At 60.1% G+C, this 11,973-nt stretch carries 10 protein-coding genes and 1 pseudogene; 3 read left to right on the forward strand and 8 right to left on the reverse strand.

Annotated elements, in window-relative coordinates:
• Nucleotides 1-6 precede the first annotated feature (6 nt).
• The 3 genes from KVG88_RS05135 (at nt 7) to KVG88_RS05145 (ending at nt 3,583) form a co-directional block, all read left to right on the forward strand.
• Nucleotides 7-1,461, forward strand: a complete 1,455-nt coding sequence (locus tag KVG88_RS05135) for an efflux transporter outer membrane subunit (protein ID WP_217870538.1) — start codon at nt 7-9, stop codon at nt 1,459-1,461.
• Between the two features lie 31 nt (nt 1,462-1,492).
• Entirely contained in the window at nt 1,493-2,443 is a 951-nt protein-coding gene (locus KVG88_RS05140; RefSeq protein ID WP_217870539.1) for an aldo/keto reductase, read from the forward strand.
• A gap of 192 nt (nt 2,444-2,635) precedes the next feature.
• Nucleotides 2,636-3,583: a LysR family transcriptional regulator gene (locus tag KVG88_RS05145; RefSeq protein WP_217870540.1), complete on the forward strand. Its 948-nt coding sequence runs from the start codon at nt 2,636-2,638 to the stop codon at nt 3,581-3,583.
• 53 nt (nt 3,584-3,636) lie between these two features.
• Here KVG88_RS05145 and KVG88_RS05150 read toward each other — a convergent pair whose 3' ends face one another.
• From KVG88_RS05150 to KVG88_RS05180, 8 genes and pseudogenes are all read right to left on the reverse strand, one after another.
• Nucleotides 3,637-3,909 (reverse strand): DUF2790 domain-containing protein, encoded by a 273-nt coding sequence (locus tag KVG88_RS05150; RefSeq protein WP_217870542.1) that lies wholly within the window; start codon nt 3,907-3,909, stop codon nt 3,637-3,639.
• Between the two features lie 331 nt (nt 3,910-4,240).
• The gene (locus tag KVG88_RS05155; protein ID WP_225933851.1) at nt 4,241-5,917 is read right to left on the reverse strand and encodes a BCCT family transporter; all 1,677 of its coding nucleotides are present in this window, start codon (nt 5,915-5,917) and stop codon (nt 4,241-4,243) included.
• Nucleotides 5,918-6,145: 228 nt separating this feature from the next.
• Nucleotides 6,146-7,393: an MFS transporter gene (locus KVG88_RS05160; protein ID WP_217870543.1), complete on the reverse strand. Its 1,248-nt coding sequence runs from the start codon at nt 7,391-7,393 to the stop codon at nt 6,146-6,148.
• 24 nt (nt 7,394-7,417) lie between these two features.
• On the reverse strand, nt 7,418-7,789 hold the full coding sequence (locus tag KVG88_RS05165) for an ethanolamine utilization protein EutQ (RefSeq protein ID WP_217870544.1): 372 nt from the start codon (nt 7,787-7,789) through the stop codon (nt 7,418-7,420).
• Nucleotides 7,786-9,114, reverse strand: a complete 1,329-nt coding sequence (locus KVG88_RS05170) for an NAD(P)/FAD-dependent oxidoreductase (RefSeq protein ID WP_217870546.1) — start codon at nt 9,112-9,114, stop codon at nt 7,786-7,788. The genes KVG88_RS05165 and KVG88_RS05170 overlap by 4 nt, the downstream gene beginning before the upstream one ends.
• 10 nt (nt 9,115-9,124) lie before the next feature.
• Nucleotides 9,125-10,369: an FAD-dependent oxidoreductase gene (locus tag KVG88_RS05175; protein ID WP_225933894.1), complete on the reverse strand. Its 1,245-nt coding sequence runs from the start codon at nt 10,367-10,369 to the stop codon at nt 9,125-9,127.
• Nucleotides 10,358-10,522, reverse strand: a pseudogene (locus KVG88_RS31035) (rubredoxin); the annotation flags it as partial. The gene KVG88_RS05175 and the pseudogene KVG88_RS31035, both read right to left, overlap by 12 nt.
• A gap of 5 nt (nt 10,523-10,527) precedes the next feature.
• A complete protein-coding gene (locus KVG88_RS05180) occupies nt 10,528-11,973 on the reverse strand; it encodes an aldehyde dehydrogenase family protein (protein ID WP_217870549.1) in 1,446 nt (481 codons plus the stop codon).

An 11,973-nucleotide genomic window follows, 5' to 3' on the forward strand; every position in this document is an offset into this window, starting at 1 on the left:
TGCCCAATGAAATCCAGTCATCTGTTCCAACCGAAACTCACGGCACTGTCGGCGCTGGTTTTTCTCTCGGCCTGCACCGTCGGCCCTGACTTCAAAACACCTGAAGCGAGCCCGTCACAGCATTACGATCAACAGGCCGAACAACATCTCGGCGGTCAGCAGCGCATCGCGCTCGGCCAGAAAGTCAGCGGGCAATGGTGGTCGGCTTTCCGCTCACCCAAGCTGGACCAGGTGGTGCGCCGGGCCATCGACGGCAACCTTGAGCTGGTCGCTGCCGATGCAACCATTCGCCAGGCGTCGCAATCCGTAGCGGCGGCGCAAGGTGCGCTGTACCCGCAGGTCGACTTCGGCGCGACGGCGGGTCGCCAACGGGTGCACAACGCCAAGGAGCCTTCGATCTCCAACTTCTACGCCATCGGGCCACGGGTCGGTTTCGACCTGGATGTGTTCGGCGGCAACAAACGTCTGGTCGAACAACAGCAAGCGTTCACCGATCTGCAAAAGCATCGCTTCGAAGCGGCGTATCTGACCCTGACCGGCGAGGTTGCCAGCCAGTCGTTGTTGATCGCATCGGCCAATGCGCAAATCCTGGCCGTGGAGAAACTGCTGGCCAACGACACCAAGAACCTCGAACTGGTGCGCGCGGCGCTGATCAACGGCACGACCACGCAGATTGATGTTTCGCTAGCCGAGACGCGGCTTGCCCAAGACCGCACGCTGCTGCCGCCATTGGCCCAGCAACGTGACGCGGCCCGCCATGCGCTGTCGATTCTGACCGGCAAGGGCCCGGCTGACTGGATCGCGCCGGACTTCCACCTTGACGAATTCGCTTTGCCGTCGAACGTGCCGGTGAGTCTGCCCTCGGAAATGGCCCACGACCGGCCGGACGTGCGCCAGGCCGAGGCCGAGCTGCACATCGCCAGCGCCGCCGTTGGCGTGGCGACCGCCAATCTTTATCCACGGGTGACGTTGTCCGCCTCGTTGGCCCAGGCCGCGTCAGGCAATGGAGGGGCCGCGCTCTGGGGCTTCGCGGCGGGCATCGCCGGGCCGATCTTCAATGGCGGAACGCTCAAGGCTGAGCAGCTGGCCGCCGTCGAAGGCTACAACGCGACGCTCGCCGGCTATCAGCAGACCGTCATCAGTTCGTTCGGCCAGGTCGCGGACACGCTGCAAGCCATCAACCATGACGCCGAAGAATTCCGCGCCCAGGAAGAGGCTCTGCAAGCGGCCGAAACCAGCCTGCGGTTGAACCGGCAAGCCTACGCCCAAGGTGAAAACAGCATCCTCCAGGTGCTGGAAGCCGAGCGCGCCTATGAACAGTCGCTGCTGGGCCATATCCGCGTGAAGACCGCGCAGTACCTCGACACCGTGCAGCTGTTTGTAGCCCTCGGCGGCAACTCGGTTGGCGTCTTCGAGCAACGGGTTGCCAGTCGCCAAGCCCCACAACGTGCGTATCAGTAGAGGCTGCGGCCTCGATATTTGGAGTAATGACATGTCCTACGAAGCGTTTCACGATGAACTTCGCGATACAAAATTTGCGCTGAATCACGGTACGGGCAAGATGCCTGCCGTCGGCTTCGGCACCCTGTTCAAAGACCTCAGCGTCACCACCGAGGCGATCACCCACGCACTGGAAACCGGGTTCCGTCATTTCGATTGCGCCGAGCGGTATCGCAATGAAGAAAGTGTTGGCGTGGCCTTCAAAGCGTTCATCGACGCGGGCAAGGCGCGCCGTGAAGATCTGTTCATCACCACCAAGCTGTGGAACACCAACCACCGCCCCGAGCGCGTGTTGCCGGCGTTCGAAGCCAGTTGCCGTCGGCTCCAGGTGGACTACATCGATTGCTACCTGATCCACACGCCTTTCGCCTTCAAAGCGGGTGACGATCAAGACCCACGGGACGCGTTCGGGCATGTCCTCTACGACGGCGACGTGAAGCTGATCGACACCTGGCGGGCGCTTGAGCAACTGGTGGATGACGGCCGTTGCGGCGCTATCGGCTTGTCCGATATCACCCTCGAAGCGTTGAATGAAATCGTCGCCGAGGCGCGGATCAAGCCTGCCGTGGTGCAAGTCGAATCCCACCCTTACCTGCCGGAATGGGAGTTGCTGGAGTTTTGCCAACAGCATGGAATTGTCGTCCTCGCCTTTGCTCCGCTCGGCCATGGCATGGAACCGAACGTGCTGGAAGACGAGGTGATTACCGGCATCGCCCGGCATTTGCAGCGCACTCCGGCCCAAGTCTTACTGGCCTGGGCTGTGCAACGCGGTGTAGCGTTCCTGACCACCTCGGCGACACCGAGACATATCCGCGAAAACTTCGACATCACCACCCTGCCCCACAGGGCCATGGTAGAAATTCGCGAAGAGATCACAACGCGGATACGCTTCAACTCGGTGGTAGAGACGGGTGTGCCCGGATTCATCCCGCGCAAGTCCTGACGTCATACATTTTTGTAGCAGCTGGCGCAGCCTGCGTTGGGCTGCGCAGCAGTCGTGAGTTCAGATGTTGCGCTCTGTCAGGTAGATCGCGCGCATGGATCTCACGACTGCTTCGCAGCCGAACGCAGGCTTTGCCAGCTGCTACAAAGTATGTGTTGTCGCTGATTTCGCTTGATCCCAGAGGTAAAGACGATGGATGTTTTCCAGACCATGCGCTTCTTTTCGGCGGTTGCCCAAACCGGTAGCTTTACCGCAGCGGCCCAGTTGCTGGACACCACCACGACCAACGTTTCCAAAGCGGTCTCCAGCCTGGAGGCCCGGTTGCAAACACGCCTGATCAACCGCACGACCCGACGCCTGGCCCTGACCGAGGCCGGCACACGCTATTTGCAACGCTGCGAGAAGATTCTGGAAGAGCTGCGCGAGGCAGAAGAGGAAGCCGGCACCGCACAGGTCACACCCGTGGGCCGCTTGAAGATTCATGCTCTGTCGGCCATTGGCAATCACTACGTGATCGACGCCATCGCCAAATACCGCGAGACACATCCCTCGGTGTTGTTTGATTTGACCCTGACCAATCGGCTGCCGGATTTGCTGGAAGAAGGCTACGACATGTCGATTGTGTTGGCGCGGGACCTGCCGGATTCAGGCTTCGTTGCGCAGCGGCTGGGCATCACTTACAGCATCCTCTGTGCCTCGCCGCAGTACCTGGAGAAACGCGGAATGCCCGACACGCCGGGTTCGCTGGGTGCGCATGATTGCCTGAGAATCGTCAACACGGTGATGCCGGCCGAGCACTGGGTTTTCGAGGGGCCAGAAGGCGTGGAAACCGTGAATACACCGGTGTCGCTGTTTCACGTCAACACCGCCGACGCCATGACCGTCGCCATCACCCGTGGCATGGGCATTGGCATTCAGCCCATTGCGTCTGCCGTGGCCGGCCTCAAGGCAGGCACCCTGGTGCGGGTCCTGCCGGACTATCACTTCGAAGAGTTGAACCTGTTTGCGATCTACCCTTCACGAAAATTCGTCGATGCAAAAATAAAAACCTGGGTGGAGTTTCTCAAAGACTACCTGCCCGGGTTGCTGGCGACCGATGACAAAATTGCGCGCTCGTCAATACGCGCCAAAAACAACTGAAAGAACCCGCCCTGGCCGGATGGAGTGTCGACCCTCCACCGTCATCACAGTACTCAACCGTTCGAGCATCCGGTGCCCATGACCTGATACTGCAGGACATGCCGTTGACCTTGGGAATCTTCATAAGTCATTTGCGCCGATACCGGGCCACATTCTGGCGGAACATCGGTCACGGAAATGACCTTTTTCACGTCCAGTTTCGAACCGTAGGTGTAGGTCTCAACCGGTGGCTGGTCTCTCGACACTTTGGCGTGGCTTTCTTCGGCAAAGCCCTGCGCGCCGATACAACTGAGTGCAAGGAAAATCGCGATTTTTGAGATGTTCATGAGGTTCACCGTCTCGTTCAAGTGGGTTTGCTTGTACGTTGTGAACCCATGGCGTGGGCCCATTCCGTAGAGACGATGCTAGGTGTTTACCCCGGCGCCAAACAGCGCAGAGCCGGACAAACACTGTGAACAGAATGAGGGGGAATGCAGGGCGCAATCGATAACGCGTAGGGTCTGAATAACCGCATCTGCGCAGTTTCGGCGACACCCGATAAAACTGTGGGAGCTAGCCTGCTAGCGATGAGGCCGGCACATCCAGCATTCCGGTTGCCTGACACGCCGCCATCGCGAGCAGGCTCGCTCCCACAGGGATTTGCAACGATGCCGCGCCTTACGCCTGCGCAGCAGCCAACGAACCCACACGCACCACAGCCGACTCTGATTCACGACGCTCAACTTCCGGCAAAACACCCGCCGTGGGTGCCCAGGCCGGCAGACTAGGCATCTCTTTGCGCAAGCTGTGAATCAAGGTGTACGACATCACCAGCAGCAACATCGCAATCGGCAACCCTGCCGCGATACTCGCCATCTGGATGGCCTTGAGTCCACCCGCCAGCAGCAACCCCGCAGCAATCGCCCCTTCTAGAATGCACCACAGCAACCTGATCCAGTTGGGCGGATTGGTGCTGCCCAGGGCACACAAGGTACACAACACCTGGGTTCCGGCATCTGCCGTGGTAACAAAGTGCACGCCCAGCAATACGCACACCAGTATCGAGAGTATGGCGCCAACAGTAGGGCCATCAAGTGACTGAACCAGCGTGAACATGGCCGCCGTGGTTTCTTTTTTGGTGGCGAGCAGCACCGTGCCGCCTTCGAACTTCGGCTGCTCCTGTGCAACAACCTGACTGGCGACAGTCGCCTGATACGCCTGACGGTCCTGCTGTTCGTTTTTCAACGCCGCACCACCGAACACCGACATCCACAGAATGGTCACCATGGTTGGCACCAGCAGCGCGCCGATCACCAGCTCACGGATGGTCCGGCCTTTGGAAATTCGCGCAATGAACAGGCCGACGAAAGGCCCCCAGGTCATCCACCACGGCCAGTAGAACGCGGTCCACCAGTTTTGCCATTCGCTGTCTTTTTGCGTGTCCATCCAAAAGCTCAGACCGACAATGTTTTGCACATAGTCGCCGGTGGACTCAAACATGAGGTTCAGAATGTAGCGAGTCGGGCCAATTGCAAGCACCGCCAACATCAAAATGAAGGACAGATACATATTAAGCGTGGAGATACGCTTCATGCCCTTGGACAACCCGGCCAGTAGCGAAATACAGGCAATAATACTGACAAACAGAATAATGGATAATTGCAATCCGACACTTACCGGAATACCGAATACCTGATGCAACCCGGTATTGATTTGAACGACGCCCAGCCCCAAAGATTGCGAAACACCGAACGCGGTAATAACCACGCCCATGATGTCTACGACATGACCTATCCAGCCGTAGATGCGGTCGCCAATCAACGGGTACAGCAACGAACGGAGGGCCAGCGGCAAGCCTTTACGGTAGGCGAAATACGCCAGGCTCAGGCCAATCATGGAGAAAATCGCCCACGGGTGCAGGCCCCAGTGGAACAGGGTGATGCGCATCGCCAGAGTCGCCGATTCGTCCGTCAGGCCCTTGGAAAACGGGTTGTCGGCATAGTGCAGCATGGGTTCGGCGACGGACCAGAAGATCAGTCCGATGCCCATCCCGGCGCTGAACAGCATGGCGATCCACGAGGCGAAGCTGAACTCGGGCCGGTCATGTTCGGTGCCCAGTTTGAGATTGCCGAAACGGCTGACGGAGATATAAAGCAGCAGACCGAGTACACCACTGATCAGGGTGAGGTAATACCACTTGAAATTATGCAGGATAAACACCGAAGCCATTTCGAAGGCCTTGGCTGCCTGCTCATCTTTAAATGCACAAAATAGAACAAATGAGATCACCGCTAATATCGAAGCGACTGTCACATTCGGGTTCAAGCCTTTTAACATGCCTGATTGCGCACGCATTGTTTTCCCCTTTTGTTTTTGTTTAAGGGTTTTAGAGAGTATTCCGCAAGATGCTTATCGCCTGATATCAACTGATGCCAGCGCGCTGTTTATCTGCAGTTTAATTCCGGTCTATCTCGGTTTTGGCAGCATCGCCAAGATGATTGATACCTGACCATCGTTCAAACCATTTTTAATCACCGACTCATGAGAAAAACGCATCAATAAATCCGTTCCGCCCTCCTTCGCTCAACGCCCGTCCACGCACTCACTGACAGGCTCGACCACCGACGCCAGACTGGAGCTGGCGATGCCGTTGGGAGTCGAGGGGTGTTGCAGTGGCGCATCCTTTTGCAGGTGCTTGCCCGTGACTTTCGCCTGGCCCACGCACAGCGCGAGCAACGCTGCACTGCCCGCATAGAACAGGTAAAAACTCGACGTGCCGAAGTGCTCCATCAACACACCCGCGATCAGCGGACCGAAGCACGCGCCGACACCGAAGGTGATCAACAACATGCCCGACAGCGATACGCGCAGTTGCGGCTCCATATTGTCGTTGGCCAACGCCACGCCGAGCGGGTACAGACAGAACTGCAAAAAGCCGATGCCTGCACCGAACCACAGCAAGGTCATGAACGAAGGCGCTTGATAGAAACCCAGCGGCAGGCTGATGAGCACCAGCAACACCGCCACGGCGCGGATCAGACTCGCGCGGGGCAATCGTTCCGAGAGCCAGCCCAGCGGTAACTGCGCCAACAGCCCGGCGCCGATGGTCAACGCCATGAACTGGCCGACCTGCGCCGTGCCCAGCCCCTGCTTGCTCGCATAGATCGAGGCCAGGCCGTAGAAGCTGCCGTTGATCATGCCCGACACCAGAATCGTCACCAGCGACTGAGGAATGCGCCGCAGGAACAACCGCAAATCAATCGAGGCCGACGGCACCGCCGTCGGATGGGCGCTGCGGGTGAGTGCCACCGGCACCGAACACAGCGCGAACACCATCGCCACCGCCAGCAACGCACGGATCCCCAAGCCCTCATCAAGGCTCAAGGCCAGTTGCCCGAGCATCATGCCGACGTAACTGGCGACCATGTACAACGCCAATACACTGCCGCGCTGTTCAGTTTTGGCCTGGTCATTGAGCCAGCTTTCCAACACCATCAATTGGCACATCATTGCCAACCCGACCAGCCCCCGCAGCACCAGCCAGAACGGCAAGGAGGTGCTGAACTCATGCGCCAGCACCGCCGCCGCAATCGTTCCGGCACAAGCCGCATAGGTTCGAATGTGGCCGACCTGTGTGATCAGGCTGCGCCCGACCCAGCCACCCAGCACCATCCCCAGCGCGTTGGCGGCCATCAACGCACCGCCAGCCGTTTCGGTCGCGCCCATCGCATTCAGGCGCAGCGCCAGGTAGGTCATCAGCAAGGTCGATCCCAACTGCATCAACAAGCTGGCCAGGTAGAGGGCGCCGAAGGTTTTTGTCAGTCTTATCACCGTGCGATCCCCGGATAATACGGCTCAAGCCAAGCCGTGAAGCTGCTTCCAGTTGCCCGGGTGCACCACATACCCGAACAACGCATGCCCGCCATAAACCAGTTCGGTGCCTTCGGGAATCCACAGCAACTGCCCGGGCGTGACGTGGAAAGGCTCGTCGCCGACCTGCAGTTCGAAGCAGCCCTCGATCACGAAAATCACTTCGTCGTAGAGCACCGTCCAGGCCACCTGCGCACCTTCCCAGCGGGCGAAGCCCACACCGATGTTCGGCGAGACTTCGTTGCTGAGGGCTCGCGCTACATAAGCGGCGCCGGGCGGACCGCCACGGAAGGTAAAGTCCAGGTCTTGATGATCAATGCGCAGCACCCGGCTTTTGCTTTTTTCCGCGTGGTTCATAGCTCGCTCCGACTGTTCCACGCCGCCAGATGAATGCGCGAGCGCACGCCCAGGCCGAGGAACGGCTCCGGCGGATTGAGCGACGGCATGCCGGTCACGGCGCGAATATCATTCAACTGCGCCGACTCGGCACCGACAGCGAGATCGGCCAGCATCGTCCCGGAAATCGTGCCCCAGGCCGCCCCCACGCCGTTGTCGCAGGCTGACGCGTGCACGCCAGGTTCCAGCTCACCGAAGAAATTGGTGAAGTTGCGCGAGATCGCATAAACACCGCCCCACGTATGGCTGAAAGGCACGTCGGCCAATTGCGGAAAGCGCGCCAGGAATGCCTTGCGGTGCGAATCGCGCACTTTCGAACGCATGCCATCGCTGGTGCTGCGACCGTATTTGGGCACGTGTTTGTAGGTGTTGCGGATGATCAGCCGACGATCCTGAGTCATGCGCACGGTCGTGCCGGCATGGTCCGCCGGGGTCAAGCCCCAGTCCAGTTGGCCGCCGTAAGTGGCCAGTTCCGCATCGGTCAGCGGACGAGTCCAGCTGGCGAACGTCATCACCGGCAACAGGCGATTGCGCAGGTAGCCGAACTCCTGAGTGAAGATGCTGGTTCCCAACAGCAGTTGCGGTGTGCGGATCAGTCCCGCCGTGCCGTGCAGAATCCAGCCGCCACGACCATCACGCTCCAGACGCTGGATGGGGGATTCTTCCAACAGTTCGATGTTGTCCGGCAAGGTACGAGCCAGGCCGGTGACCAGCGCTGCCGGTTGCATCAGGTAGCAGCCGGGGGTGTAAATCGCGCCGCTGTAATGACCGGTGCCCAATACTTTCGTCAGCTCGGCGGAATCGGCCCGGCGGAACGGTTCGCCGAGGTCGCTCATCAGGCGTTCGAAATGATCAAGATAAGCCTCGCCACGGGCGCCAACGGCACCTTGATACTTGCCGGCATGGGACCACTGGCAATCGATGCCATGGTTTTGCACGAGCCCTTGCAGCTGCGAAATCGCGGTACGGTTGAGCGACAACAGGCGTTGTTTGTGCGCGGGGTCCGGGTGCTCCAGGGCGAACTTGTGCGGCAGGTCAATCACAAAACCGGAATTGCGCCCCGAGGCACCGTGGGCCACCCGTTGCGCGTCCACCAGCAGGATACGGGCCTGCGGATGATGTTCGGCCAGGCGACGGGCAGCGGCCAGTCCAGCGAAGCCCGCGCCAATCACGGCGTAGTCTGCACGCTGTTCGCCCGACAGACGCTTGCAAGCCGGTTGCGCAGGCAGCGCTGAGTACCAGCCGCAACTCGTGTCATCGAATGGAAGGTTAATGGTGTTTTTCATGATTCGGGCCTCAGGCAACCGCCTGCTGGGAATGCTGACAGGACTGCAGCAACACGCTGCGTTGCGTTTGCGCTTGGCGACCAAGCAAGACAAAGCCATTGAGCCGACCCGACGCGTCGTAGAACCCGGCGCTCAAGCCATCATCGGTCGGCGTGCAGCGCCATTCACCTTCACTGGCTACTGCAGGCGCCAACAGACACAGCGGTGCGGCCGGCGTCTTCACCGTCACCGGCATCAACGGATAATCGACCGGCGTCGGCTGGCCGAGCAGTGTCTTGGCCAGCGCTGCAATCCCTTGATTGATCGGCGCCAGGTAAGGCAGCAGTTGCCCATCGATTTCGATGCAGTCACCCAAGGCAAAAATCCCCGGTACGCTGGTCTGCATCTGGGCATTCACTTGAATGCCCCGCCCAACCGCTGCGCCGGCGCTTTCTGCCAGGCTCAGGTCAGGGCGAAGACCCACAGCGGACAACACCAGATCGGCCTCGATGGCTTGGCCATTGGCAAGTTTCAAGTGATAACCCTGTGCGTTGGCTTCGATGGCCTCCAGGGTGTTTTGCAGATGCCACTTCACCCCCAGATCGCTGAGCGCATTTTGCAGTACGTGCCCGGCCTCAACCGGCAGCAGACGCTCCATTGGCCAGCGGCCCAGACCGATGACATTGACGTCAAAACCGTTGTGGGCCAGGTCATTGGCGAACTCGCAACCAATCAGGCCGTCCCCCAAAATAGCCACGCGCCGCACACCGGTCAGGCGCTCACGAAAGCCGTGGTAATCCTGCAGGTTGTTGACGCTGATCAACGCTGAAGTGTCGCCCTGAATCGGCAAGCGAATCGGTTGTGCACCGCTGGCAAGCACCAACTGGCCGTATTCCATTTCACCGAAACTGGTGCGCAAGCGTCGTGCCGAACTGTCGATGCCCAACACTTTGCAGTGCGGATACACGCGGATGTTCAGACGCTGCTCGATGGCCAGCGGCGATTCGCCGGACAACGCCTCAGCGCTTTTGCCCTGGGACAGTCCGATGGACAGCGCAGGCTTCGAATACAGGTGACCGGATTCTTGCGTCAGCACGCGGATATCGACCTTGGGGTCTGCCTTGCGCAATGCCTGGGCCAGGCCATAACCGGCATAACCGCTGCCGATGATGACGATCGGCTGGCGCGGTGCCGTAGCAACGACAGGCGCCGCTACCGCTACCGGCGGCGTGCTGACGGCGGTAACCGCCTGCGTGTACTCACTGATGTCGAGCATTTCGAAATCAGCCTTGCCGACATGACATTCCGGGCAGACCCAGTCTTCGGGCACATCTTCCCAGCGTGTGCCGGCGAGGATGCCATCCTCAGGCCAACCCAGCGCTTCGTCGTAAATCAGGCCGCAAACGATGCAAAGCCAAGTCTTGAACATGGTGTTCACTCCCCAGCAATCCGGATCGCTATGTTTTTGGTGCGCACGTAGCTGTACAAGGCTTCCTGGCCCTTCTCCCGACCGAAGCCCGACAACCCGACGCCGCCAAACGGCGTTTCGATGCCACCGGCGTACCATTCGTTGACGAACACCTGGCCCGATTTCAGGCGACGGGTGCAGCGCATGGCGCGGCTGATGTCCTGGGTAAACACCCCGGCCACCAGGCCGAACTCGGTGCCATTGGCAATCGCGATGGCCTCTTCTTCGGTGTCGAAGGCCATGATGGCCAACACCGGCCCGAACACCTCTTCCTGGGCGATGCACATGTCGGCGGTGACGTCGCGGAACACCGTCGGGCGCATGAAGTGCCCGGCACGGTCAGCGAAGGCTTCGCCGCCAGTGACTGCTACGGCGCCGTCTTCGATGGCTCGCCGGCACAAGGCTTCGATGCCCGCCAGTTGCCCGGCGCTGACGACCGGCGTGAGGTCGGCATTGTCGTGCCCCAGACCAACGCTGAGGCCTTCGGCCATGGCGACCACCGCCTCGACCACTTCTTCATAAATCTCGCGTTGCACCAGCAACCGCGACATCGCCGAGCAAACCTGGCCGGCATTGAAAAAGATGCCCGACTGAACACTGGCCAACAGTTGCTCGCGATCGGCATCGGCGAAAGCGATGGCGGCCGACTTGCCGCCCAGTTCCATCACACTCGGAATCGCATGCTGCGCGGCATCGCGCAAAATCGACTGGCCGGTTGGCACTGAACCGGTAAACACAATCTGATCGACACCCCGATGGCTGACCAAATGTGAACCGACTTCGCGACCACGACCGCAAATCAGGTTGACCGCGCCGTCTGGCAGACCAGCCTTGGCGATGGCACGGATCAGCACGCACATGCCCAACGGCGAAAGCTCGGGGGACTTGATCACCACCGCGTTGCCGGCCGCCAGTGCCGGCGCCAGCGAACGGGCGCAGATCGACACCGGGAAATTCCACGGCACGATCTGCGCCGAAACCCCCATTGGGTCGTACAGGGTGAAGTCGATGTAGCCGTTGCCCAACGGGATCGAGGTGCCCTCGATCTTGTCCGCCATACCGGCGTAGTACTCGAAGTAACGCGCCGCCTCGATGAATTCGTCCTTGGCATCGCTCAGGCGCTTGCCGTTTTCCTGGCACAGCACCCAGGCGCCTTCTTCCGCCACGGCGCGAATTTCTTCGGCAATGCGCAACAACCAGGTGACGCGCTGCGCCGGACGCTCGCGGGTCAACTCGCCGCTGTCAGCGCAACGACGGGCCGCGAGCAACGCACGCTCGGCGTCAGCCACGGTGGCCTGGGCGATGGTCGCCAGCTGTTCGCCGGTACCGGGGTTGCTCACCGTCAGGCGCTGGACGCTGTCGATCCATTGCCCGTCGATGTAATTGAGCCAGTGGGAGGCTATCGGATACAT

Source organism: Pseudomonas azerbaijanoccidentalis (genome assembly GCF_019145495.1).
In the GTDB taxonomy this organism is placed as follows: Bacteria; Pseudomonadota; Gammaproteobacteria; order Pseudomonadales; family Pseudomonadaceae; genus Aquipseudomonas; species Aquipseudomonas azerbaijanoccidentalis.

Coding starts and splice junctions, on each gene's coding strand:
- KVG88_RS05170 (WP_217870546.1), bottom strand. CDS start 9,114: ATGAAAAACACCATTAACCTTCCATTCGATGACACGAGTTGCGGCTGG.
- KVG88_RS05135 (WP_217870538.1), top strand. CDS start 7: ATGAAATCCAGTCATCTGTTCCAACCGAAACTCACGGCACTGTCGGCG.
- KVG88_RS05145 (WP_217870540.1), top strand. CDS start 2,636: ATGGATGTTTTCCAGACCATGCGCTTCTTTTCGGCGGTTGCCCAAACC.
- KVG88_RS05165 (WP_217870544.1), bottom strand. CDS start 7,789: ATGAACCACGCGGAAAAAAGCAAAAGCCGGGTGCTGCGCATTGATCAT.
- KVG88_RS05140 (WP_217870539.1), top strand. CDS start 1,493: ATGTCCTACGAAGCGTTTCACGATGAACTTCGCGATACAAAATTTGCG.
- KVG88_RS05175 (WP_225933894.1), bottom strand. CDS start 10,369: ATGCTCGACATCAGTGAGTACACGCAGGCGGTTACCGCCGTCAGCACG.
- KVG88_RS05180 (WP_217870549.1), bottom strand. CDS start 11,973: ATGTATCCGATAGCCTCCCACTGGCTCAATTACATCGACGGGCAATGG.
- KVG88_RS05155 (WP_225933851.1), bottom strand. CDS start 5,917: ATGCGTGCGCAATCAGGCATGTTAAAAGGCTTGAACCCGAATGTGACA.
- KVG88_RS05150 (WP_217870542.1), bottom strand. CDS start 3,909: ATGAACATCTCAAAAATCGCGATTTTCCTTGCACTCAGTTGTATCGGC.